Source organism: Actinomyces minihominis (assembly GCF_900187855.1).
GTDB classification, from domain to species: Bacteria; Actinomycetota; Actinomycetes; order Actinomycetales; family Actinomycetaceae; genus Scrofimicrobium; species Scrofimicrobium minihominis.
In genome coordinates this window covers 21,536-45,067 of record NZ_FYEG01000001.1, presented here as the reverse complement: position 1 = coordinate 45,067, position 23,532 = coordinate 21,536, and the positions used below count along the sequence as shown (strand labels likewise).

The window sequence follows — 23,532 nt, the reverse complement described above, 5'->3', positions numbered from 1 at the left end:
TTGGTGCCTTTCCTATTACATCTTCTGCACGACGGCAGCAAGGAGTCGTGCGATTCGGGGGGCCGCTTCGGTTCCTGCCTCAATGACTTCTTCATGGGAAAGATGAACCGGCGAAATACCTGCAGCCAGGTTCGTCATCAGTGAGAGTCCAAGGATCTCCAGACCGGACTCACGGGCCGCAATGGCTTCGAGGGTGGTCGACATGCCGACGAGGTCGCCTCCGATGACACCCGCCATCTTGACCTCCGCGGGCGTCTCATAGTGGGGGCCGCGGAACTGCACGTAAACGCCCTCGGGAAGCGAAGCATCGACGGTCCTAGCGAGGGTCCGCAGACGGGGGGAGTAGAGGTCGGTGAGGTCGACAAAGTTCGCGCCCTCAAGTGGAGATTCTGCGGTGAGGTTGATGTGGTCGCTGATGAGAACAACCTGTCCGGGTTTCCACTCGACGTTGAGGCCGCCGCAGCCGTTGGTCAGGACGACCTGGTCACAGCCCAGAGCCGCGGCCGTCCGCATGCCGTGGGCTACCGCCCGGACACCCTTTCCCTCGTAGAAGTGGGTGCGTGATCCGAGGACGAGGGCTATCTTGTCGCTGCCGTGAACCCGGATGGTGCGCATGGTGGCGGTGTGTCCAGCGACCGCCGGAGCGGAGAAACCGGGGACATCGGCGGCATCAATCTCATCAATCGTCTCTCCGATGAGGTCGGCTGCACCGCCCCAACCTGAGCCGAGGACGAGCGCAATGTCGTACTTGTCGATACCTGAGTGATTTTTGATTGCGTGGGCGGCTTCAGCGGCCAGAGCAAATGGCTCCTGGGGAAGATCTTCTTTGGTCATGGGCCAAATCTACCGCTAAACCCTGATTCGCGTGTAGTGGAGGTCGAGCTAGTAGGTCGTCGACAGTGCGGGAAAGTCGCGTCATTCGGTCGGGGGTGTAGCGTTTGCTGGTAGACAGTGTGACTTGTTTCTAAGACTTCAAGGAGGGACCATGCCATCTGGAGGGAAGGTACATCGCCGCGGCCCGGTGATCATGAGGGGCCGGGAGCTACCCAGTGCCATGGCCGATCAGAAGCTCCTCCAGTCTCGGACTGAGGATGCCTGGCGTGTCATGCGCATTCAGGCCGAGTTCGTCGAGGGCTTCTCTGCGCTGCGAAGCATCACCAATGCCGTGTCAGTGTTCGGATCGGCTCGCACCCCCAAGGACTCGAAGTACTACAGGCTGGCCGAGCAGGTCGGCAGACTTATGGCCCAGAACGGCTTCGCGACGATCACGGGTGGTGGGCCCGGGATCATGGAAGCAGCCAACAAGGGTGCGTTTGAAGCCAACGGTGTCTCCGTCGGTCTCGGTATCGAACTGCCCTTCGAGCAGGGGATGAACCCCTGGATCAACCTGGGCATCAACTTCAAGTACTTCTTTGTCCGCAAGGTCATGTTCGTGCGCTACGCCCGAGGGTTCATCGTGCTCCCCGGCGGTCTAGGGACCATGGACGAGCTCTTTGAGGCCCTCACCCTGGTGCAGACCGGTAAGATTGACTGGTTCCCCATCGCCCTCGTTGGAAGCGAGTACTGGGAGCCGATGGTCGATTGGCTACGCAAAACTGTTGCTGCCGAGGGGATGATCAACGAGAGCGACATCGACTACTTTAAGGTCGTCGACACTGCTGAAGAGGCCGTTGAACACATGTGGAATGGTATTGAAGCGCTGCAGAACAGCAAGGACAACCTGGAACGACACGCAGACGGGACGTGATCCGCGTAGAATGGTCTAGAGAGTTACTGGCCCAACGAACGCATCATAGAAGCGGAGGAATATCCGATGGCAGCGATGAAGCCAAGAACCGGTGACGGACCACTAGAGGCAACCAAGGAGGGGCGCGGGATCATTATGCGAATCCCCAGTGAAGGCGGGGGGCGCCTGGTCATTGAGCTCACGCCGGATGAGGCATCAGAACTTGCAGAGGCGCTTCAGGCGGCCGTCTAAAGGATCCTTGATAACACGTAAGTAGAGGCGACCCACCAGGTGGTGGGTCGCCCCTTTTGTCGCTGCGCCTCGCGGCGAAACCCCGCTAGAGAGCGGGAGCCGGTCGAACCGCGATGAGGACGCCGTCGCCTGTGGGAAGCAGAGTGGTCAGGAAGTCCTCTGAGTCAAGGAGTTCGCGAACCACCTCACGCATGGCAACTGTGTGGGGGTCACGTCGGGCCGGGTTGGCTACGTTGCCGAACCAGAGGGCGTTCGGGATGACCAGGGCGCCACTGGGTCGTAGGAGCCGGAGGGCGTGCTGGACGTACTGCGCGGTCTCTTCAGGCAGGGCGTCGAGGATGACCATGTCATAGGAGGAGTCCGCGAGGCGGGGGAGTACGTCGAGTGCCCTGCCGTTGATGAAGCGGGTTCGTGACGACGGAACCTGAGCTGCGCGGAAGGCCATGGCAGCCGACTGCTGGAACTCTGGTTCTGGGTCAATTGTGGTGAGGACGCCACGGTCATTCATCCCTGACAGGACCCACAGTCCGGAGATACCGGCACCGGTCCCGACCTCGACAACAGCCTTGGCATTACGCATTGCTGCCACCGCCCGAAGAAGGGCCCCTGTCGCGGTGGAAACAGGGTCGGCCCCAAGTTCAACTGCGACTTCGCGGGCACTGGCGATCACGGCGGGTTCAGAGACGAACTCTTCACTGAACATCCAGATGTCATTCTTGTTGGCAGACATGGTGGCCCCTTCCCACTTCGGTACCAATAGGCTACCCCCGACCAGTTCCTCCCGCTTTCGCTTTCGCTGGGAGGATCCGGACGGAGGGTACGGTCTGTGCTGCTAGCGCCTGATTGGGGCTACGCCCAGGGGGCGACCAACAAGTCCGCGGGCATGGGAGGCAAGCTTGCCGGCCAGCCTGTGCAGTTCTTCTGCGGTGGCTGATCCAGGTGCGCTGGACTGCCGGGCTGCGATCGGTACCCCACTGTCGCCGCCCTGACGGAGGGCAATGTCAAGGGGGACCTGGGCTAGAAGAGGAACCTCGTAGCCGAGAAGTGCCGCAAGGTGAGCCGAGACGGTTTCGCCGCCACCGGAACCGAAGATCTCCAGGCGGGAGCCATCGGGCTGTGACAGATAAGCCATGTTTTCAACCACACCAATGACTCGCTGACGGGTCTGAGTGGCTATTGACCCGGAGCGCTCTGCGACCTCGGCAGCGGCAATCTGGGGAGTGGTGACAATGAGGATCTCTGCGTTCGGAAGCAGCTGTGCGATTGAGATGGCCACATCTCCCGTGCCCGGCGGCATGTCGAGAAGCAGCATATCCAGGTCCCCCCAGAACACATCTGCGAGGAACTGCTGGAGCGCGCGGTGCAGCATTGGGCCGCGCCAGATGATGGGTTGACCCTCGGGGACAAACATCCCAATCGATATGACCTTGACGCCGTCGGTGCCGATCGGGGGAACAATCATTCCGTCGATTGACTGTGGGTCGTGCTCGACTCCGAGCATGCGGGGAATAGAGAAGCCGTAGATGTCTGCGTCAAGCACGCCCACCTTGAGGCCCTGGCCCGCAAGCGCGACGGCGAGGTTGGCGGTGACGGAAGACTTTCCGACTCCGCCCTTGCCGGAGGTGACTGCGATTACACGTGTCAGGTTGTCAGCGCGGGTAAAGGGAATCTCCCGTTCGGCGTGGCCGGTAAGTTTCTCGCGAAGGCCCTTTTTCTGCTCGTCGCTCATCACGCCCATGTTGACGCGAACGGACTCGACATGCTCGACCTTACCGACCTCGTTCTCAACATCTGCGGTGATGGTGTTCTTCAGGGGACATCCGGCGGTGGTGAGGAGGACCTTGACGGTGACATGGCCCCCATCAACTTCGATGCCCTCGATCATTCCCAGTTCGGGAAGTGGCTTGTTGATCTCCGGGTCGATTACTCTACCCAGAGCTTCCATTACAGCGGATTCGTTCACGGTCATGTCCCCTAGTTTAGGCGCCACCTGTTGGAGTACCCGTTTTCAACGCTATGGGCGAAGAGCTTAGCCCGGAGTCTCCAATGAAAGTAGGGTTGGGGAACCGACAGATAAGGACAGGTGTATGGCCCGGAACATCGTTTCAACTGGCTCACCCCGAATGCCTGCGGGCACGGAGGTTGCGGCTTTTCGCACTCATGAGGAAGCGACCGCTGCGGTTGAGCTGCTGAGCGAGAACCAGATTCCTATCGTCGGTGTCACGATTGTCGGTTCCGACCTCCACCTCGCGGAGCGAATCCTGGGCCGAATGACCCCGGCGCGGGTTGCACTCTCGGGAGCCACCCAGGGACTGACCTGGGGTCTGCTCATGGGTGTGTTCTCGATACTCTTCTACCCGGGTGCTCCCGTCATCGTTCCAATCACCCTGATTGCAGTTGGGGTTCTGCTGGGCGTTCTCATCACCAGTATCTCCTGGGCAATGAGGAAGAAGCGGTCAAACTTTGTCGCTCAGAGCACCATGGTTGCGTCACGCTACGCGATCCTGGTTGAAGAGATGCCTGATCGAGCCTTCTCTGTACTTTCAGGACTGCCGGGGAACATGACCGGCCAGCCGCGTCGCCCAGTCCGTCGGGAAGGGGCTGAACGGCTAAACCCGCTACCGGTGACGCCACATGTCCCGCAAACCTCTGGGGAAAGGGAGGGTAATCCTCAGCCTCTAGAGGGGGGCGAGGTTGTGCCTGAGTCGGCTGCTGTGCACCAGGGTGTCCCAACTGAGAACCAGAGGCCAACAGAGTACGGTTCACGACCGGATGAGGCTCCCCGGTTCGGTGTCCGACTCAGCGATGCGCAGAAGCCGGAGGAACCGAATGACGGAGAGCCTCTGGTTGAGGAGGAAACCCGCTAGCGGGACTGCACCTCACGAATCCACTCTTCGACACCTTCACGAGTCCGGGGGATGTCTGCACTCAGGCTTCGGGGTTGACCCACTGAGTCCATGACGATGTCGTCCTCGATACGGACACCAATCCCACGGAACTCTTCGGGAACGGCCAGGTCATCCGCACGGAAGTAGAGTCCGGGTTCAATAGTGAAGATCATTCCTTCTTCGAGGAGTCCGTCCTGGTACATCTCCTGGCGCGCCTGGGCGCAGTCGTGCACGTCAAGACCGAGGTGGTGGCAGGTGCCGTGGGGCATCCAGCGGCGGTGTTGCTGCCCCTCGGGTGAGAGTGACTCTTCGATAGAGACGGGAAGAAGCCCCCACTCCCTGAGGTACTTCGCCAGCACCTCCTGGGCCGCCTCGTGCAGGTTACGGAACCGAACCCCGGGCTGCTTGGCGCGTTCAAAAGCCGCATCGGCTGCCTCAAGAACGGCGTCGTACACCTTCGCCTGGGTGGGGTTGAACTTTCCGCTCACCGGCAGGGTACGCGTGATATCAGCGGTGTAGAGGGAATCGACCTCGACGCCCGCATCAACGAGGATGAGGTCGCCTTCCCGGACTGCTCCCGAGTTATCCATCCAGTGCAGGGTGTTGGCATGGTTACCGGAAGCTGCAATGGTCTCGTAGCCGAGGCCGTTGCCGTACTCCCGTGCCACCGAGGCGAATGCACCTTCAACCACGCGCTCACCGCGGGGATGCCCGGCGGCGCGGGGAAGGTTAGCGATGATGTTCTCGAAGCCAGCCTTGGTGGCGTTGACAGCCTTCTCCATCTCACTGATCTCATAGGCATCCTTGGAGAGACGCAACTCGCTCAGTGCTTCCGTGAGGGCGGCATCGAGGTCAGTGGCATCGTCCCCGGCGGGGAGACCGGCCTGCTGACGAACCTCATTGACGAGGGCGGAGACCTGGGCGTCAGCGTTGCTAACCACCCGCAACTGAACAGCGCCGGCGTCCTTGGCCAACGCATCCTTCAGGTTGTCGATGTGGTCGCAACGGATGCCGGTGGCGGCCTGCATTTCGGCTAGTGACGGCCGGGCCCCAACCCAGAACTCTCCGTACCGTGAGTCCGCGTAGAACTCCTCGGAGGTGCGGGAGGCCCGGGGCACAAAGTAGAGGACTGCCTCGTGAGTCGAAACTTCATCGGGATTTTCCGCATCGAGGGGGTGGAGGACGAGAACTGCGTCCGGTTCCATCTCACCCTCCAGTCCCGTCAGGTGAGCGAATGCCGAGTGCGCCCGGAAGCGATAGTCGGTGTCGTTGCTGCGAGCCTTGAGACCTCCGGCGGGAATGACCAGGCGTTCGCCCTCGAACTTAGAGCCCACCTTTTCGTGACGGGAGGCCGTAAAGTCGGCGGCGCCGCTCCTGGCTAGGTCGTGGGGGGTTCGTTCCCCCCAGTTCGCCGCCATGAAGTCGCGAAATGCAGCTGAGGACGGTCGGTGCGAACGGTTGTTGACCCTCTCTTCCAGGGGTTGATCAGCCGAATCAGTGATCCCGGCTGCTGTGTTCGTGGACCTGGGTGTTAGTTCTTCAGTCATTCCTGCATTCTCTCACGCTCGTTTAGGATGGCGAGCATGCCCCCGATCATCGATCTACACACTCACACAAACCACTCCGATGGAACGGACAGTCCCGAGGGTCTGATTTTTGCTGCTCAGGCAGCCGGACTGGACGTCATTGGTGTCACCGACCACGATAGTTTCGGCGCCTGGGCAGAAGCGACCAAAGCCGCCGTGGCGCGCGGTGTGAATCTCGTCCGCGGCGCCGAAATCTCCGCTGCTCACGAGGGGCACTCGGTTCACGTCCTCGGGTTTCTCATGGACCCGGAGGACCAGGTGCTGAACGATATGTTCGACCGCGCCAAGGGGGCCCGCGAAGTCAGGCTGCAGAAGATGGTGGCGAACCTGATGGTCGACTTCCCGCTTCTTAGCTGGGACTCAATCGCGAAGAGGGCAGGCAGGGCCGTCATGGGACGCCCCCACCTGGCCGATGAACTGGTTGAGAACGGATACTTCCCCAACCGCAACGCGGCGTTTGAATGGGCTCTTCACCCGCGGGGCCCCTACTTTGTTCCCCAGCCGATGCCGACTCCGGTGGAGGTTGTCACCGCAATCAGGAACGCGGGGGGAGTCCCCGTCCTCGCCCACCCGTTCTCAGTGACTCGCAAGTGGATGGTTCCCGATGAAGTTATTGCCGCGATGGCTGAGGCCGGCCTCTTCGGTATAGAGCGCGATCACCGGGACCACGACCCGGAAGGGCGCCTCAACGTCGAGAGGCTCGCAGCCGACCTCAACCTCAAAATGACTGGTGGTTCTGACTATCACGGCACAGGTAAGCCGAATAGTTTGGGGGAAAACCTGACAGAGCCGTATATTTTGGCTGAGATTGAAAAGCAAGGAAACTTAGAGGTCGTGCGCAGTTGAGCCTGGAAACCATCATCTCGTTGCCACTCTTGGCGACGACATTTACAACGCTGTTTGTCATTATGGACCCACCGGGAACAGTCCCGGTCTTCCTGGCGCTAACGCGCACCATGGATCGGCAGAAGAAGAATCAGGCAGCGTTCCAGGCGACCCTTACCTCATTCGTTGTCATCGTCGGTTTTGCGGTGGTTGGTAAGTACCTGCTTCAGGGCCTGAACATCTCGATGGAAGCCCTTCAGCTTTCCGGCGGTATTCTGCTCTTCCTGGTGGCAATGGAGCTGCTCCTCGGCAAAGAAGAGTACGGCGCTGGCTACGGTGACACCAAGACCAATGTCGCCATGGTTCCCCTCGGAACCCCGCTTCTTGCGGGCCCGGGAGCGATCGTCGCTGTGATGGTATCGGCAAACCAGGGCGGCGGCACCATCGGTGGATGGGTTGCGGTCATGACCGCGGTAGTTCTGATGCACATCGTCATCTACTTCACGATGCGCTTCTCAGTTGGCCTGGGACGCCTGCTCGGTGACAACGGCATCCTGGTCCTCACGAAGATTGCCGGTGTCCTTCTGGCCGCAATTGCCACCCAGCTGGTTGCCGACGCATTCTTCCAGTTTGTGGCCGCCTACCAGTCGTAAAAGCCGGGTTGGCCGCCTTTCCGGCAGCCAACCCCTGTACCTAGTCCTGCTTGGTTGAAGAACCCTCAGTCGACCCGGAAGAAGTCCTGCGGGTGCGCTTGCGGGGGCGACGCTGAGAGGCTGGCTTTGAATCAGAGTTGGAACCGGAGTTAGACCCGCGTCCTCGTCCTCGTTCACCCGAGCTTCGGCGGCTATTTCCGCGACCACCGCGATTTCGGTCGCGTCCGCCTCCACCGCCCTTGCCATCGACGTCCTCAAGTTTCTCAGCATCCAGACCCTCCCGGGTGCGCTGGGAACGTGGAAGTCGGCCGGTTACATCGGGGTTAATAGACAGATCCTCGTAAAGGTGCTCCGAGGTGTGGTAGGTCTCGACAGGCTCAATGATGTCGAGGTCGAGCGTGCGCGCAATGAGTCCCCAGCGAGGTACATCGTCCCAGTCAACGAAGGTGACTGCAGTTCCCTTATTACCGGCCCGGGCTGTACGCCCGATACGGTGCAGGTAGGTCTTCTCATCTTCGGGGCACTGGTAGTTGACGACGTGGGTGACGTCCTGAACATCAATCCCGCGGGCTGCCACGTCCGTGGCCACCAGAACATCAATCTTGCCATTCTTGAAGGCACGCAGGGCTCGTTCGCGGGCTCCCTGACCCAGGTCACCATGGAGGGAACCGACGGCAAAGCCGCGGCCCTCAAGGTCATCGGAGAGGGCGGCAGCGGTGCGTTTCGTTTTTACAAAGACGACGCTTCGACCTCGTCCGTCAGCCTGAAGAATCCGCGCTAGGACCTCGGATTTGTTGAGGGCGTGAGCGCGGTAGGCGAACTGGGAAACGTTGGCTACCGTTGCGCCCTCGTCGTCGGGATCCTGCGCACGAATATGAGTGGGCTGACGCATGAACCGGCGGGCCAGGGTGACAACCGGACCCGGCATGGTTGCTGAGAACAGCATTGAGTGTCGTGCGCCAGAGACCTGAGAGAGTAGCGTTTCAACGTCCGGAAGGAATCCCAGGTCCAGCATCTCATCGGCCTCGTCTAGGACGACGGTGCTGACATGGTTCAGGACAAGGAGTCCGCGGTTGGCGAGGTCGATGAGGCGACCGGGGGTGCCCACAACGATCTCGACACCTTCTTTCAAAGCCTTGACCTGCGGTTCGAAAGCTACGCCACCGTAGATGTCGACGATACGGACCGGAAGGTTTTTACCTGCGGCACGGAGGTCATCGGCGACCTGCTTGCAGAGCTCGCGGGTCGGAAGGATGATCAGAGCCTGGGGTGCGCCGGGCTTGAGGAGTTGCTCGTAACCCTCCTGGCCGGGTGCGATGACATTCTCAAGAACCGGAATGCCAAAACCCAGCGTCTTTCCGGTACCTGTCTTGGCCTGGCCAATAATGTCCGAGCGCTTAAGGGCGACCGGCAGGGTCAGAGCCTGAATGGGGAATGGGTGGGTAATACCGTTGGAGGCAAGCGCCTCAACGATCTCTTCGCGAATCCCAAAATCCGCGAAGGACCGCTCTTCAACAACTGCTGTCTGTTCGTTGCTCACGATGTCTCTGTTTCTTCGTTAGACGATTAATCCAGGCAGCCGATCGCGCATTATCTTCATGCAACATAAGTTCAAGGGGACCCAACTCAAGAAGGGGGCCCGGCCCGTTTTTCGCCAAAGCGACCGGGCAGCCGCAGATCAGTCTAGCGGGACTCGTGGCGTGTAGGGCTGTGGGCTTATAGGCTTGCAGCATGACTAGCGAAGAAGCGGATCAGCAGAAACCGGGTACCAGTGCCGTTGTAGGCCTGTTTGCGTACTGTGCACTTGCGGGGATGACCCGTCTTTCCAAGGACGGTGATCAGGCGCCAAGCACCCGGGCTCACGTCGACCTTGCAGGCTTGGCAGACTCGGGATATCAACGATTCCTCGACTTTGATGCCTATGCCACCGAACGGGGTTTTTCGATTGTTGAGGCTGCGGGTCAGTACGCTGGACTCTTCGACGAACTGGATCAACGCACCAGGCCGTCAAACTGGTGGGAACGCTGTGTAAAGAGCTATGTGATCTTTGGCGTGTTCGGAGATATCCTCAACGAACTTAGCGAAAGACACCAGATTTTCTCGGGCTCATTCAACGTTTGGGACCTCGGGCAGGGTTCCTGGGTGCGCCACCATCTGGCACCGCTCACAGAAGAGGACGAGCAGCTGGCGATGCGCCTTTCCCTATGGGCGCGACGGGTTGCCGGTGAGACCTTTGGTTTAGCGAGGGCGACTCTGTTCACGTACCCGGAACTCGCGATTGATCCGGAGTCGGCCGATGCCATCTTCGAGGCTGCGACACGGCGTTACCGAGAGCGTCTTGAGGACGTCAACTTGAAGCCGTAGTCGACCTCAAAAAGTTCGTTACGCAAGAAGAAACCCCCGGGCGGTTCTGGATGAAATGAACAGGTACGGGGGTTTCCTTTTGAAACGGTGGATTAGCTGCGGCTCTAGGCGCGGCCGAAACCGACGCGATGTGACTGCGAAGTGGGGACCAGAACATAACCGATCGCCTGACCGGGGATGACAACGCGATCACCCTTCACATCGGTGAGGTCGAGGATGGTGCCGTGTTCAATCGCGGTCTTGATGCGCTCCATAATCTCTTCTTCGTCACCGGCAAGTTCAAGGGTGAGGGCGCCGATGCCGGAACGTAAATTGAATGTGATCTTCACGAGTTCTCTCTTCTCTGACACCGATCTGATTTGATCTAGATCCAGTCTACGGCCGCCGCGGCGGCAGATGTCGGAGGGGTGGTGGATACTCGCTGGTAGCGAAAGACGCGTTGGGACGGAAGGGGGGCGCAATGGCCAATCGGATTGACCTTGATGCCAGTCAGCTTGAGGCTATGCGTGCAGTCGATGCTGGCCTGAATACCTTCGTGACCGGAGCTCCGGGTTCGGGAAAAAGTACGGTGGCCCTGCAGGCTTTGGTTTCGGCGCCTAGAAAGCCTGAAGGCTGGGCGCCGGCTCTTGTGATCGTCCCCGACCGTCGCCGCGCACAGCTGTTTGAATCGAGGTGGGCGCGGGTAGCTGCGACAGAGCTCAGCGGTCTTCGGGCTGACGGCAGTCACCGTCTGGTTCGTTCCCTCAGCTCGTACGCCTACCTTGTGCTCGGACTTTGGTTGATTGAGAGGGAAGAGGCGCTGCCGCGACCAGTGATGCTCTCCGGTGCAGCTGAAGACGCGTGGTTGGCCGACTTCCTAGAGGGCGAAGGGGCCGATAGCTGGGGTTTCACTGAGACCGTGCGAAAAAGCCCGCTCTTCCGAATGGAAGTGCGCAATGTGATGGCCCGCAGTGGTCAGGCTGGCCTGCTTCCCGAGGATCTTGGGGTCCTTGGTGAAACCCTTGACGTTCCCCTCTGGACGGTCGCGGGTGCGGCGTACCGTGAGTATGCAGGAGAGGGCAGAGCCTTTTCGGAGCAAACTGCGAACGTTGATGCGGCGCGGATTCCACTTATTGCCGCCAATATCCTCAGGCGCTGGGATACGGATGCGGCATCGGAGGGCGTGACGGCACGCCGCCCACTGCCGGGCAGAGTCATTGTTGATGACGCCCAGGATCTGCCGATTTCGGCGCTCAATCTGCTTGGGACCATGTCCGAACTAGGATCCCAGGTGATAGTGACAGCGAACCCGGATGAAGCCACCGCGGGGTATCGCGGTGGCGTGTTCGACCTTGGGGCCAGATTGGCCAAGGCTCTTAGCGCTCAGCGGGTGGCGTTGAAACAACAGCACCGCCTGCCACCCGATGCCGTCAGAGTCCTTAACGGGGTAGAGAGCTGGTTGGGAACACTGCAGAAAAGTGGGTCTCAGCCTGAGGTCGCCGGAGCTGGAGCTGGCGGTCAGGTCAGTGCAAAACTGCTTACGACGGGTTCGCATATGTCTGAGCAGGTGGCGGCAATCCTCCGTGAGGGGCACCTTTACGACAAGATGCCGTGGCGGGAAATGGCGGTCATTGTTCGTCACTCAGGTGAGGTGGACGGGATTCAACGCGCTCTGGCCCGAAATGGAGTTCCGGTTCAAAGCGGAGAACGACCTGTGATTCTCGGCCGAGTTCCCCTGGTTCGCTCGATCCTAGAGTGCCTGGTGGATGAACCGGACAGTGAGGATCCTCTTGAGCTTGATAGAAGGGCTCTTGAACTGACACTCTCTCCACTGGTCAGGGCGGACTCGCTTGCCCTGTTCCGTGTCTTGCGGGATTTTCGCGCCACCGAGAAGGCCGATGGCCCCCGGGGGGCAAGTGCTCTTCTTGAGGCAGTCTCGAACCGAACTTTTGAACCCGGTTCACGGGCTGATCGCTCCGTCTCCAAGCGGTTGAAGGTTGCGGCAAAGCTATGGACTCAAAGGAAAACGGCTGCCCGACAACCTGTCGGAGAGGGGCTCTGGACGGTATGGAGCCAGTCGGGGCTGGCTCCAATCCTCAGGGAGACTGCGCTTGAGGACTCGTCCCGGGGACGCGCGGCATCAGAGGACCTTGATAGCGTTTTGGCACTCTTCCGGAAGGCCGACCTTTGGGAGCAGGAACGTAGTGATCGGCATTCAGCGCAGGCTGATGCTGCCACGTTCGCTCGGGAGATCCTCAGTCAGGGTGTCGCGACTGACCCACTTGTCCCCAGGGGGCTTAGTGAAGCTGGGGTCTGGGTTGTCACTCCGGCGCAGGCAGCGGGTCGACAGTGGAATCTCGTTGTGGTGGCGGGACTTTCAGAGGGAACCTGGCCCGCTTCATCCCGCCGAGGTCTGGGGGATCTGCCGCGTCTGGACTCCGTGCTAGCGGAAGCCGAACAGCGTGGTTGGAGGGGCCAGGAGAGTATCGAGAGGTTCCTCCCTGACAGGGCGGCTCTAGTCAGTGCGGACTCGCGGTCACTTGCTGCCAGCCGACGGGTGGAAGAGGCGCGATTGTTCCTCGTTGCCCTTTCCCGATCCAGTGGGGATGTGCACCTGCTCGGCATAGAGAACGAGGACACGGCGCCGAGCAGCTTCCTCCTGTTACTTGCTGACAGCGGGCGGGTGAAGCTGAGAGAACCGGATCGGGCTAGCCTGGGTGACAGGGGACAGCCACTAACAATAGAGGCCCTGATTGCATCGATGCGCAAGCACCTTGTCTCTGTAGAAAGTACTGAGGAAGAGAAGCGCGATGCGGCGCGCGTCCTCGCCCTACTGTGGTCAGAGGGGATCTCTCAGGCTGATCCCGCACTCTGGGGTACGACCGGCTCACTTAGCACTGAGAACCCGATTCTTGATCAGGGGCCAGTTCGGCTGGGGCCATCCGGTGTGCAGTCAGCCCAGGAATGCTCCCTTCAGTGGTTTCTCCAGGACGTTGGGGGACGCAACCAGGTACTCCACGAAGAGGCCTTGACACTGGACGGGGCAACTATAGGAACGATCATGCACAGCTTGGCTGAACGTCATCCACACGCCGGCTCGACCGGGATGGTTGAGGCACTGAGGGATGAGTGGGATCGGCTGGGACTAACTAAGCAGACCTTCTGGGAACGCGTCATCTACGCCGAAATGGAAGCGATGGCCGCCAAAATGGGCGCGTACTTTGCCACCTTCAAAGGCGAGGTCCTCACGGAAGAGTCCATTCGGTTTGAAGTTGAGGACATCATTGTTTCCGGTCGCGCCGACAGGGTAGAGATAGGGCCGGATGGCTCAGCCAAGATCATCGATATCAAAACGGGTCGACCCGGTAGTAAAACAGCCGGTGCCGAGAGTCCCCAGCTTGCGGCGTACCAGGTGGGTATTGCAGAGAGAGGGTTTGATCCGGGCGGAGCCGCGCTGCTGTTCCTTCAGGCCAGTGAGCCTCTCAGTGAACAGGCGCCATTTGGTAAGGCTCAGGTCGCCGAGACCAAGCGACAGTTGGCGGAGCTTTCGGGGCGACTCGGGGGATCACGAGTAATGGCTTCTCCAGCGCCCCAACTATGCAGGCTCTGTCCCTTTAGGCAGGTCTGTCCGGCGCAGGTTGATTCAACAAGGAGTAGTGAGTGACTGTGGAGCAGGAAAGAATTGCGGGAACGCCAGCCGGTGATCGGGCTTCCTCTGCTCCCACTCTTGACGAACTTGTGGCTGCCCTTGGTCTGCAAGAGCCCACGGACGAACAGGCCGCAGTGGCGCAGTATCCTCCGACAGGGATGGTGAACGGTGTCGAGCAGGGGTTACCGCTTCTGGTTGTTGCGGGAGCCGGCTCAGGGAAGACCGAAACCCTGTCGCTTCGGGCGACCTTTCTTTCTGCCCACTATGGGATCCCCGGGGAAAGCATTTTGGGTCTCACATTCACACGCAAAGCGGCGGGTGAACTAGCGCATCGTCTTCGGACAAGGCTTGAGGCTTGGGGTGACCTGCGGGCCGCGCAGAAGCCCCTGAGCGAGCCTGCCCGAGAAGCGCAGACTGCACTGACCTTCAGCAATATCCCAGAGGCAACGACCTACAACGCCTTTGCGCTCTCAATCGTTCAGGAGTTTGGGGCTAGGGCTGGTCTTGACCCGCAGATCTCCCACCTCGGTGAGGCAGCGGCTTGGCAACTCATGAGTGAGGTGGTGGCCGCTTGGGAGGGCGACCTACCGAAGGATGAAGCTGAGTCATCGGTGGTCAACAATGCGCTCGGCCTGCGTGACGCAATCGCCAACCAGGCGCTAACACTTCGTGAAGCTGAAAAGGGGTTGAAACGCCTCCTCCAGCAGTTCCATTCAGCCAGGGCTGAGAATGAGAGGGCTTATACCGGGTTCTTCATTCTCGGAGAAGAGACGGTGCGGCAGCGCCTCGAACTTCTCAAAATCATCGAAGAGTTCGATCGTAGGAAGTCTGAGTTGGGTCAGATGGACTATGCGGACCAGGTCATTGCAGCACTTCGAATCGTCAAAGAGGTTCCTGAAGTTCGTGAAGAGCTGCGGCGACGCTACAGGATCGTCTTTCTTGATGAGTTTCAGGATACTTCTGTTGCGCAGATGAAGTTCCTTTCAGCCCTGTTCGCCAACCATCCGGTCACCGCGGTCGGTGACCCAAACCAGGCAATCTACGGTTGGAGGGGGGCTTCTGCTGCATCACTGGAGGACTTCCATCAACGTTTCTCGGCAAGTTCGGCCCCCCGCACGGTACTTAACCTCTCTACAGCCTGGAGAAATGATCAGGCAATTCTTCGCGCTGCCAACGTTCTGGCTCAGCCGCTCGCGACACCGCCGAATTACACTCGTGTTGCCGGGGCACAATCCGGGGGCTCGATAGCTCTGCCTAAGCTTCAGACTCGAAACGGTGCGGGCCTCGGGTCATCCGAGGCGGTTTTCACCACCACGGCTGCAGATGCCCTCCGGGAGACGGTTGATTTCGTTGTAGCATCCCGAAGGAAGTACTCCCAGGATGGCGGTTTAACGCCGGCTTCAGTGGCGGTACTTTCACGCACGCGCAGTGCCCTTCAACCCGTGGTTGCTGCACTGCGTGAACACGGTGTTCCAGCCCAGGTAGTCGGCGGAGACTCCCTTCTGGGCCATCCTGTGATCAAGGATCTGCGGGCAGTACTTGAGATTACCGCTGACGTGGGGCGGGCAACCCAGCTGTTGCGACTTCTCGCCGGTCTTGACCTGGGGTCGGGCGATTACCGGGCACTGGGCAATTTTTCTCGCCGGGCTGCACGACGACGAAGTGAAAAGTCCGGGGAACGGGAGGCCTCGGTCCTGCTTGAGGCGGTTGAAGCGTGTGCTGAAGGGGTGGAGGTTACCGGCCTCAGCACGGTGGGAGCTCGACGGGTTGCACTCCTAGGCGCCAGGCTGCGCGAACTTAGACTGCGTAACACGGGCGGACTCTCTGAGCTGGTTCAGGAAGCGCGCTCCGTCATGGGGCTGGACCAGGAGGCGGCGGCCGACCCAACCTCTGAGGATGCAACGGCGGTACTAGATGTTTTTGCAGATGTTGCCCTGACCTACGAACGTGAAGCCGAGCGTCCCACGATGGATGCTTTCCTTGCCTGGCTTGATGCAACTGAAGAGAAAGAGCGGGGCTTGTCGGCACCGTCGGTGGACATCGATCCCAATGCGGTCCAAGTCATGACCATCCATGCCTCGAAGGGACTTGAATGGGATGCTGTTGCCCTGGTTGATGTGGCTTCAAGCAGGTTCCCCCTGACTAAGAGCCGGGGAAGCACAAAAGCCAAGGGTGTGCTGGGCCCACCCGTAATCCCAGCGCCGCAAAAAGCCTGGTGGGGCACATCGGCAGAACTCCCATACCCTCTTCGTGAGGATTCGGGTCACCTGCCTAATCCTGAGATTTGGGATGCATCTCTTCCCGGTGGTTCGCGTGCCAACCTGCTGACTGAAGAGATAGGCCAGTACCTCCAGGACGAAGAGCGTCGGCTAGCCTACGTCGCCGTAACAAGGGCTAGGCGGGCGCTTCTCATCGTTGGGTCCTGGTTTGGTTCAGGCTCACAGCCGCGGTACCCCTCGGTGTTCATGGCAGAGCTTTTTGAAAGCACTCTTGAAGAAGGATCATGGAAAGAGTTCCTTGATACGAGAGAGCATCGGGTTGCTCCAGTCACAAAGGTCCGGGCCGAGGACATCACAGAGCCTTCGGCTCCAGCCCCAGCCCTAACCGGAGGCCGCATATCCGCTCTTCCACCACAGGACAATTGGCCTAGCTTGGTGGGAGGACTTTCAGAAGCCCAGTTCCCACGAGACCCGGGACCGGTTCGTCGTCAGAGTGAACAGGCTGCAGCAAGGGTTGGTGAGGAGCTTCGTGCCCTGAGTAGCGCAGAGAGCGATAGGTCCCAGCATCTGGCGGGTCTGGCAGATCAGGACCTTGCAACAGCCGTTGGACACCTGCTTACCGAACGCGACCATAGGACCAAAGAGTTCGCCGGCGGGACCCTCACCCCACGTGAGGTAATTGCGGAAGTCTCTAAATCACGTGCCATTTCAGTCACCGAGCTAGCGGGATTTCACGTGGATGAAGTCGCCGGGGCTCAAGACATGATTCGGCCCGTTCCACAGCAGCCCAGCCGATCGGCGCGGGTAGGGACGTTGCTGCACGGCTGGATTGAACAGCGGCTACGGAGGCTCTCAACCTCGGCAGCCGACACCGACCACGACGAGGAAGTGCCAGTGGGGGGCGCTCTGTCGCCAGAAGACTCGGCTTTGCTGGAACAGCTCAAAAAGTCGGCGGCTCAGCTGGACTTCTCCGGCTACACGGTGGTGGCGGTTGAAGTTCCGTTCACGGTCTCTGACCGAGGAACGATTGTGCGCGGACGAATCGATGCCGTTCTCCAGGATGAGTTGGGCAACTACCACCTCATCGACTGGAAGACAGCTTCTCGGCCGCGCAACACGCTCTCCCCAGAAGACCGCGTGCGATACGGAGTTCAGCTTGAGTACTACAGGGAAGCCTGGGCTAGTACCGCCTCTGCCGAAGGTGTCGAGGTCGACTGCTCCCTGGTCTTCATTTACCCGGGTGGAACGTGGACCGTACCTCTTTCGCAGCTGGCGGCGGGAAGCTAGGGAACTTCAACGCTGCCCGAACCAGGGGTTTCTCTTCGACCTCCTCGGGCGTCATGGAACGGGGTGTAGGGCCCCGTCTCCTCGTCAGCCACGATGCTTATCAGTTCGGTGGCGTTTTCGGTTCCTTCGGTGAGTTGGGATTCAGAGCCGAGGCGTGAACCACCGGACTCGACCTGGTGGCTCCCGCCGCCCGAAGGTGGCTGCAGACGAAGCAGGGGCTCTTCGTCAACAGTGAAGGTGATTTCTACGACTTCTGGCCTGTGGGGGACTAGGCGGTGGTCGCCAATCTCCTCATCCATCTCTCGCAGAGCTCGGACACCTTGCTGACGCCAAACCCGATCCTCCGCTGCAACGCCCCGGGCGTACCAGCGCAGTGTTTCCAACTCAGAGAGAAGTTGAGCCCTGGTAAGAAGATGAAGATCGGTTGTAGCACGACCGCTCGCATAGGCAGCCTGGAACACCCGGAGAAACTCATCCGAGGCATTGACCATGAGCCAAACCAGGTCCTGAGCAGGGTCGCCAACAGCCGCACCATCGAACCGGCTCAGTCCTAGGACCGCACCACCCGGGGTTGCAAAGACGTTCTCGGAGCTCAACGAGCCGTGCAGAGGTACCGCTGCAAAGTTCCACAGGGAGTCGTCCTCGAGAGCATCAAGCCACCTGGAACGGAGGCGAGCAGGAATCGCGCTGGAATGCGTCTCAACTAGTCCTTTGAGAGCACGTCTGGTTTGACGCGCATTAGCGGCCTGACCCGAGGCGCGCGCGTATTCAGGAGCATCAAGCTCATGCAGGCATGCAAGTGAAGAGCCCAGTGACTTGGGAAGGAGCGAGATCTCACTCAGTGACTCATCTGTAAGCTCAACTCCTCCAGGGTGCTCAAAGACGATGACCTGACCGCCGCCGCTACGCCGTACCGAGCCAGCGATCCCCGCGGGTGTAAAGGGGATCGCATGTGCAACTGAAGCTTTCCGCAGTATCTCCACAATGGCGTGAAGGCGGCTGTCCTTCTGCTCCGTCCAGGCAAATGATGGCGCCCAGGCAAGCCAAACACCGCCACCGTTATCAACCAGGGACAACCATTGACCAGAGTCCGATGACCTCATGGGGCCTCGAATACCACGGACCTGAAGGGTGGGTACTGCGGCAGCACCGAGTGCCGCGAGTTCGAGCTCTGTTACGGGGGCTGGGGCGTAGCGTTCAGTCGTCACGAACCCACGTTATCCCGCCTTTCATGCAGAGGGAGGATCCCACGCGAAAAGTCATCGGTTAGGCTTCACATGTGAGTACAGACTTCCCCCAGGCCATTGACGCGCTACGAACCACCATGGACAACATCGTGGCAGTTTCAGATCCCGAGCACATCCGCTCCGAAATCGCCCGTCTGTCTGAAGCCGCTGCTGCCCCCGATCTGTGGGACGATGTCGATGCGGCCCAGAAAGTTACTTCGGAGCTGAGCCACTACCAGGCAGACCTAGAGCGTCTCCAGAAGGTCATTGACCGCATCGATGACCTTGAAGCACTGGTCGAGATGGCGGAAGAGTCGGATGAAGTAGCAGAGAAGCAAGAGATCTTGGATGAGGCCGAAGCCGATATCACCAAGCTCCAGAAGGACATTGCAGATCTTGAGATTCGCACGCTCCTCGACGGCGAGTACGACGAGCGACACGCTGTAGTGACGATCCGCTCGGGAGCCGGCGGGGTTGATGCTGCTGACTTTGCTCAGATGCTGATGCGCATGTATCTGCGCTGGGCCGAACGCAAGGGCTACAAGACACGCGTCCTCGACACCTCCTATGCCGAGGGAGCGGGAATAAAGTCGGCCACATTTGAGGTTGAGGCACCATACGCATACGGAACCCTTTCGGTTGAGTCGGGGACGCATCGACTGGTACGAATAAGTCCCTTTGACAACCAGGGTCGTCGCCAGACTAGTTTTGCGGCGGTTGAGATCATCCCCCTCATTGAAACGACCGACCAGATTGAGATCCCGGAGGCTGATCTGAAGATCGATGTCTTCCGTTCCTCGGGACCCGGTGGGCAGTCTGTGAACACCACTGACTCGGCCGTTCGAATGACTCACCTTCCGACGGGAATCGTCGTCTCCATGCAGGACGAGAAGTCTCAGATTCAGAACAGGGCGGCAGCGCTTCGTGTTCTTCAATCACGTTTGCTCATCCTCAGGCATGAGGAAGAGAAGGCGAAGAAAGACGAGCTTAAGGGTGATGTCAAGGCATCCTGGGGAGACCAGATGCGCTCCTACGTCCTCCAGCCATTCCAGATGGTCAAGGACCTGCGAACGGAACATGAGTCCGGAAACACCCAGGCGGTGTTTGATGGCGAACTGGACGACTTTATCAATGCTGGCATCCGCTGGAGGAAGAACATCCAGCGGGACTACTAGTTCGGTGACTATGTGAACACCATGGAACAGGGCGCGCCTCTTCATTTCGAGGACGGCGCGCTCTTACTCTTTAGTGGTATGCGCCTAGGCGCCGACCTCGACAAACCAGTCTGCGAGTAGTGAGAGATGATCCGTTTCGAAAATGTCACCAAGGTGTACGCGCGGGGCGCCGCCCCGGCCCTGGATGACGTGTCACTTGAGATTGAACGTGAAGAGTTTGTCTTCCTGGTCGGTAAGTCCGGCTCCGGTAAGTCAACCTTCCTCCAGCTCACCCTCAGGGAACAGCGTGCTACCAAGGGCGAGGTGTGGGTACTGGGTCGGGATCTGACAAAACTGTCTCAGTGGCGCGTTCCCAAGCTGCGCCGACAGGTGGGAACCGTGTTCCAGGACTTCCGGCTGCTCCCGCAAAAGTCCGTCTACGAGAATGTTGCCCTTGCCATGCAGGTGATTGGTAAGCCGAGGCATACCATTGCGGCCGCTGTGCCCGAGGTGATTGAGATGGTTGGGCTCCAGGGCAAAGAGGAGCGGCTCCCAAGTGAGCTTTCGGGCGGTGAAGAACAGAGGGTGGCAATTGCGCGGGCCATGGTGAACCGTCCGCCGCTTTTGCTAGCCGATGAGCCCACTGGAAACCTGGATCCCGAGACCAGCCTGGGTATCATGCGCCTACTTGATCGAATTAACCGCTCGGGGACGACCGTTGTCATGGCCACCCATGACTCGAAGATTGTCGACCAGATGCGTAAGCGCGTCATTGAGCTTGAGGACGGACGCGTCATCCGTGACCAGAACCGTGGCGTCTACGGGGGGACACGCTAACCATGCGATTGCGATTTGTACTTTCCGAGACCGGTAAGGGTCTCGCTCGAAACAAGGCCATGGCTGTCGCCGTTGTTATCGTCACCTATGTCTCGTTGCTCTTTGTGGGTGTGGCAGCGCTGGCACAGATCCAGGTGAACATGCTTAAGAGCGACTGGTACGACAAGATCGAGGTTTCGATCTACATGTGCGCCATCGACGATCGTGCTCCCTCCTGTGATCTCCAGGAAGCGACTGAGGAGCAGATTGATGAGGTTCGTACCCGTCTCGCCTCAGCCGACCTCGAACCGTATGTCGAGACTGTCTATGAGGAGACCAAGGAGGAGGCTTTTGAAGCCTTTCAGCAGGCTTACGGCGATACGGCTCTGGCCGACTGGACCAGTGCGGACATGCTCCAGTTCTCCTTCAGGGTGAAGCTGGTTGATCCCGAACAGTACGAGATCATCCAGGAGGAGTTCGGGGGGAGCCCCGGTGTCTCCGAAGTCCGCGACCAGCGTGAACTAGTTGAACCAATGTTTAACGTCATCGAAAAGGCCAAGATGCTGTCGCTTGCCCTGGCAGCCATCATGGTGGTCGCAGCCGTCTTGCTAATCACGGTGACTATTCGCCTCAGCGCAATGAGTCGTGAACGTGAAACCCAAATCATGCGACTCGTGGGAGCTTCGAACCTCTTTATCCAGGCTCCGTTCATGATTGAGGGCGCAGTCGCAGCTCTCGTTGGTGCTGGTCTTGCCGTTGGCTCCCTGTTTGGGGGGGTGCACCTGCTGGTTAACAACTGGCTTGCAGGCTCATTCACATGGGCTCGTTTCATCAGCTACTCCGATGTTTGGTTAATTACCCCCCTACTGGTGGGGGCAGCCCTTCTGTTAGCCTTGGTGGCATCAGCGATCTCCTTGGCCAAGTACACGCGAGTGTGACAAATGAAGACTTCTGAGCGCTCCAGGAAGCAGATGAAAACGCGCCGACTCTGGGTGCAGATCGCTGCTGCCGTCTGTGCGGCTGCGCTTGTCCTAATGATGGTCCTGGCCATGCCTGTTCCCGGTGCGAATGCAGACCAGCGGGAAGATGCGGTGAAGCGCAGGGATGAGAGCCAGGCCAAGGTCGATTCCCTAAAGGACGAGGTTCTGGGGATTGACAGGGAGCTCGCTGAACTTTTCAAGCAGGCCGAACAGACCAAGATTGATGTGGCTAACGCCCAGATTGCGCTTGCCGATGCCGAGGCCGAACTGGCAGCAGCCCAGCGTCATCTCAGTTCTGTGCGTGCTGAGCTCGATGAAGCGGAGTCTGAGCTTCAGAGCCTGACAGAGACAGTCGGGGTCTCCAAAGAGAATGAGCAGTACCTGACTCAGGCAGTTGGCGGTATGGCTCGCGAACTTTACCGGGGGACTTCGACCTCCCCCATGCAGGTTGTCATGTCATCCGAAGGTACGGCAGAGATTAGTAGTCGCGCGGCTGCGGCCAGCGCACTCGGCAGGGTGCAGTCAAAGGCGCTCGATGAAGTTCGTTCTTCCCTTGTGGTGCAGAGGAATCAGCAGGAGCGCCAGACTGCAGTTACAGAACGCATCGGCCTCCTAGAGGTCGAAGCAGAAGCGGCTCTGGAGGTCTCTGAGGCCGCAAAGGCTGCGGTTGAGGGGAAGCTAAACGAACTTGAGACCCTGCAGAAGAGTCAGGTTCAGGCTGAGAAGGATTGGTTGGCCCGTAAGGGAGACGCCGAAAAGCAGATTCAAGAGTTTGATGCAGCCCTGGTGGCAGCCTCTGCTGACATCGCGCGGATCGACCGGGAGAATGCTGAGAACGACCTCGTAATCGAGAGTCGACCTCCTACGGGAGGTTCGTCCTCGGCACTCTTCGGCTATCCCTTCAGCTACCAGGTACCCATTACCTCAACTTTCGGTTGGCGGATCCACCCGATTTTCAACATTCCCAGGCTTCATGACGGCACGGACTTTGGTCCGGGTTGCGGTGTTCCACAACTTGCCACCCGAGCCGGGGTGGTTAGTTATGCGGGTTGGATTGATGGACTGGGCAACCAGGTGACGATTAACCACGGACTGGTGAACGGCTCATCCATGGTGACCCAGTTCGGTCACATGGAACGCGTAGCGGTTTCCAGCGGGCAATCGGTTCAGCCCGGGCAGGTGATTGGGTTTACGGGCACCACCGGTAACTCGACGGGATGCCACCTGCATCTCTCACTGTACGTTGACGGCACCCCTGTCAATATCCTCGACTATATGTAAAGTGGTGGGGTTGTCTTGCCGTTTGGCAAAGATTCGCTACTGACGTCGGACTGAGGCTCTCAATCGGGAAAGGTGGGGTTGACCCATGTCGAAGAACTGGAAGCAGCCAAAACCCACCGAGGGAGAGCGTAAGAAGGCACTCTCTGATGCCAAGAAAACGATCGCTCGAAACAAGCGGGCTCGCCACGACCTCGAGATTGAGGACACCCTAGAAGCCGGGATCGCCCTGGGTGGTACTGAGGTGAAGGCTCTGCGAATGGGCCGCGCCTCGATCGTTGACGGATGGGTTGAGTTCAACGGGGGAGAGGCGTGGCTGTACGGGGTCAACATCCCCATGTATTCACAGGGGTCATGGAACAACCATGCCCCGACCCGCAAGCGTAAGCTTTTGCTGCATAAACACGAGATTTACCGTTGGGCTGAGCGCTCAGCAGCTAAGGGCTACACGGTTGTACCGCTGGAGCTTTACTTCTTTGAGGGGCGGGCCAAGGTTGAACTCGGTCTTGGCCGGGGCAAGAAGGAATGGGACAAGCGTCAGGCGCTTCGAGAGAAGCAGGATGAGCGTGAAGCGCGCCGGGCGATGAGTAACTACCTGAAGCGCCCAGACCGTAGTCGGTAGGACCGCCGCGAGCCTCCACTGGAGAAGA

Annotated in this window: 20 protein-coding genes; 13 read left to right on the top strand and 7 right to left on the bottom strand. The window is 59.5% G+C overall.

Features of this window, described 5'->3' with window-relative positions:
* Positions 1-15: 15 nt before the first annotated feature.
* On the bottom strand, positions 16-834 hold the full coding sequence (locus CS903_RS00200) for a purine-nucleoside phosphorylase (RefSeq protein ID WP_099331542.1): 819 nt from the start codon (positions 832-834) through the stop codon (positions 16-18).
* 151 nt (positions 835-985) lie between these two features.
* Between CS903_RS00200 and CS903_RS00195 the strand changes: the two genes are divergently transcribed.
* A complete protein-coding gene (locus CS903_RS00195; RefSeq protein ID WP_099331541.1) occupies positions 986-1,747 on the top strand; it encodes an LOG family protein in 762 nt (253 codons plus the stop codon).
* 66 nt (positions 1,748-1,813) lie between these two features.
* A complete protein-coding gene (locus CS903_RS00190) occupies positions 1,814-1,978 on the top strand; it encodes a DUF3117 domain-containing protein (protein ID WP_099331540.1) in 165 nt (54 codons plus the stop codon).
* An 85-nt stretch (positions 1,979-2,063) separates the two neighbouring features.
* Here the strand turns inward: CS903_RS00190 and CS903_RS00185 are convergent, their stop codons facing one another.
* Both CS903_RS00185 and CS903_RS00180 read right to left on the bottom strand, forming a co-directional pair.
* Positions 2,064-2,708 (bottom strand): O-methyltransferase, encoded by a 645-nt coding sequence (locus CS903_RS00185; RefSeq protein ID WP_099331539.1) that lies wholly within the window; start codon positions 2,706-2,708, stop codon positions 2,064-2,066.
* Positions 2,709-2,810: 102 nt separating this feature from the next.
* Complete coding sequence (locus tag CS903_RS00180) at positions 2,811-3,947, bottom strand: Mrp/NBP35 family ATP-binding protein (RefSeq protein ID WP_099331538.1); 1,137 nt, start codon at positions 3,945-3,947, stop codon at positions 2,811-2,813.
* A 118-nt stretch (positions 3,948-4,065) separates the two neighbouring features.
* Between CS903_RS00180 and CS903_RS00175 the strand changes: the two genes are divergently transcribed.
* Positions 4,066-4,845: a YflT domain-containing protein gene (locus CS903_RS00175; protein ID WP_099331537.1), complete on the top strand. Its 780-nt coding sequence runs from the start codon at positions 4,066-4,068 to the stop codon at positions 4,843-4,845.
* On the opposite strand, the gene CS903_RS00170 is transcribed toward CS903_RS00175, so the two are convergent.
* Positions 4,842-6,413 (bottom strand): aminopeptidase P family protein, encoded by a 1,572-nt coding sequence (locus tag CS903_RS00170; RefSeq protein WP_207203706.1) that lies wholly within the window; start codon positions 6,411-6,413, stop codon positions 4,842-4,844. The two genes, CS903_RS00175 and CS903_RS00170, sit on opposite strands and share 4 nt — an antisense overlap.
* A 36-nt stretch (positions 6,414-6,449) precedes the next feature.
* Here CS903_RS00170 and CS903_RS00165 point away from each other — a divergent pair, with 36 nt between their 5' ends.
* Both CS903_RS00165 and CS903_RS00160 read left to right on the top strand, forming a co-directional pair.
* Positions 6,450-7,298, top strand: a complete 849-nt coding sequence (locus CS903_RS00165; protein WP_099331536.1) for a PHP domain-containing protein — start codon at positions 6,450-6,452, stop codon at positions 7,296-7,298.
* Complete coding sequence (locus CS903_RS00160; protein WP_207203705.1) at positions 7,295-7,930, top strand: MarC family protein; 636 nt, start codon at positions 7,295-7,297, stop codon at positions 7,928-7,930. Before CS903_RS00165 ends, CS903_RS00160 begins: the two co-directional genes overlap by 4 nt.
* A gap of 40 nt (positions 7,931-7,970) precedes the next feature.
* Here the strand turns inward: CS903_RS00160 and CS903_RS00155 are convergent, their stop codons facing one another.
* A complete protein-coding gene (locus CS903_RS00155) occupies positions 7,971-9,470 on the bottom strand; it encodes a DEAD/DEAH box helicase (RefSeq protein WP_242491675.1) in 1,500 nt (499 codons plus the stop codon).
* Between the two features lie 191 nt (positions 9,471-9,661).
* Here CS903_RS00155 and CS903_RS00150 point away from each other — a divergent pair, with 191 nt between their 5' ends.
* Positions 9,662-10,294 carry a ferritin-like fold-containing protein gene (locus CS903_RS00150; protein ID WP_099331534.1) on the top strand — a complete coding sequence of 211 codons (633 nt, stop codon included), beginning with the start codon at positions 9,662-9,664 and terminating at the stop codon, positions 10,292-10,294.
* Between the two features lie 104 nt (positions 10,295-10,398).
* On the opposite strand, the gene CS903_RS00145 is transcribed toward CS903_RS00150, so the two are convergent.
* Positions 10,399-10,623: a DUF3107 domain-containing protein gene (locus tag CS903_RS00145; RefSeq protein ID WP_099331533.1), complete on the bottom strand. Its 225-nt coding sequence runs from the start codon at positions 10,621-10,623 to the stop codon at positions 10,399-10,401.
* Between the two features lie 131 nt (positions 10,624-10,754).
* Between CS903_RS00145 and CS903_RS00140 the strand changes: the two genes are divergently transcribed.
* Together CS903_RS00140 and CS903_RS00135 are read left to right on the top strand one after the other, a co-directional pair.
* Positions 10,755-13,937 (top strand): PD-(D/E)XK nuclease family protein, encoded by a 3,183-nt coding sequence (locus CS903_RS00140; protein WP_099331532.1) that lies wholly within the window; start codon positions 10,755-10,757, stop codon positions 13,935-13,937.
* Positions 13,934-17,428 carry an ATP-dependent DNA helicase gene (locus CS903_RS00135; RefSeq protein ID WP_129587544.1) on the top strand — a complete coding sequence of 1,165 codons (3,495 nt, stop codon included), beginning with the start codon at positions 13,934-13,936 and terminating at the stop codon, positions 17,426-17,428. Before CS903_RS00140 ends, CS903_RS00135 begins: the two co-directional genes overlap by 4 nt.
* On the opposite strand, the gene CS903_RS00130 is transcribed toward CS903_RS00135, so the two are convergent.
* Positions 17,425-18,636: a phosphotransferase gene (locus tag CS903_RS00130; protein ID WP_099331530.1), complete on the bottom strand. Its 1,212-nt coding sequence runs from the start codon at positions 18,634-18,636 to the stop codon at positions 17,425-17,427. The two genes, CS903_RS00135 and CS903_RS00130, sit on opposite strands and share 4 nt — an antisense overlap.
* Positions 18,637-18,707: 71 nt before the next feature.
* Here CS903_RS00130 and prfB point away from each other — a divergent pair, with 71 nt between their 5' ends.
* The 5 genes from prfB (at position 18,708) to smpB (ending at position 23,504) form a co-directional block, all read left to right on the top strand.
* The gene (gene prfB, locus CS903_RS00125) at positions 18,708-19,829 is read left to right on the top strand and encodes a peptide chain release factor 2 (RefSeq protein ID WP_099331529.1); all 1,122 of its coding nucleotides are present in this window, start codon (positions 18,708-18,710) and stop codon (positions 19,827-19,829) included.
* 126 nt (positions 19,830-19,955) lie between these two features.
* Positions 19,956-20,645 carry a cell division ATP-binding protein FtsE gene (gene ftsE, locus CS903_RS00120; RefSeq protein WP_099331528.1) on the top strand — a complete coding sequence of 230 codons (690 nt, stop codon included), beginning with the start codon at positions 19,956-19,958 and terminating at the stop codon, positions 20,643-20,645.
* Positions 20,646-20,647: 2 nt separating this feature from the next.
* Entirely contained in the window at positions 20,648-21,562 is a 915-nt protein-coding gene (gene ftsX / locus CS903_RS00115; RefSeq protein ID WP_099331527.1) for a permease-like cell division protein FtsX, read from the top strand.
* 3 nt (positions 21,563-21,565) lie between these two features.
* On the top strand, positions 21,566-22,885 hold the full coding sequence (locus CS903_RS00110; protein ID WP_099331526.1) for a M23 family metallopeptidase: 1,320 nt from the start codon (positions 21,566-21,568) through the stop codon (positions 22,883-22,885).
* An 85-nt stretch (positions 22,886-22,970) separates the two neighbouring features.
* The gene (gene smpB, locus CS903_RS00105; protein ID WP_099331525.1) at positions 22,971-23,504 is read left to right on the top strand and encodes an SsrA-binding protein SmpB; all 534 of its coding nucleotides are present in this window, start codon (positions 22,971-22,973) and stop codon (positions 23,502-23,504) included.
* Positions 23,505-23,532: the final 28 nt, after the last annotated feature.

Coding starts and splice junctions, on each gene's coding strand:
- smpB (WP_099331525.1), top strand. CDS start 22,971: ATGTCGAAGAACTGGAAGCAGCCAAAACCCACCGAGGGAGAGCGTAAG.
- CS903_RS00165 (WP_099331536.1), top strand. CDS start 6,450: ATGCCCCCGATCATCGATCTACACACTCACACAAACCACTCCGATGGA.
- ftsX (WP_099331527.1), top strand. CDS start 20,648: ATGCGATTGCGATTTGTACTTTCCGAGACCGGTAAGGGTCTCGCTCGA.
- ftsE (WP_099331528.1), top strand. CDS start 19,956: ATGATCCGTTTCGAAAATGTCACCAAGGTGTACGCGCGGGGCGCCGCC.
- CS903_RS00195 (WP_099331541.1), top strand. CDS start 986: ATGCCATCTGGAGGGAAGGTACATCGCCGCGGCCCGGTGATCATGAGG.
- CS903_RS00200 (WP_099331542.1), bottom strand. CDS start 834: ATGACCAAAGAAGATCTTCCCCAGGAGCCATTTGCTCTGGCCGCTGAA.
- CS903_RS00110 (WP_099331526.1), top strand. CDS start 21,566: ATGAAGACTTCTGAGCGCTCCAGGAAGCAGATGAAAACGCGCCGACTC.
- CS903_RS00150 (WP_099331534.1), top strand. CDS start 9,662: ATGACTAGCGAAGAAGCGGATCAGCAGAAACCGGGTACCAGTGCCGTT.
- CS903_RS00190 (WP_099331540.1), top strand. CDS start 1,814: ATGGCAGCGATGAAGCCAAGAACCGGTGACGGACCACTAGAGGCAACC.
- CS903_RS00140 (WP_099331532.1), top strand. CDS start 10,755: ATGGCCAATCGGATTGACCTTGATGCCAGTCAGCTTGAGGCTATGCGT.
- CS903_RS00180 (WP_099331538.1), bottom strand. CDS start 3,947: ATGACCGTGAACGAATCCGCTGTAATGGAAGCTCTGGGTAGAGTAATC.
- CS903_RS00170 (WP_207203706.1), bottom strand. CDS start 6,413: ATGACTGAAGAACTAACACCCAGGTCCACGAACACAGCAGCCGGGATC.
- CS903_RS00185 (WP_099331539.1), bottom strand. CDS start 2,708: ATGTCTGCCAACAAGAATGACATCTGGATGTTCAGTGAAGAGTTCGTC.
- CS903_RS00175 (WP_099331537.1), top strand. CDS start 4,066: ATGGCCCGGAACATCGTTTCAACTGGCTCACCCCGAATGCCTGCGGGC.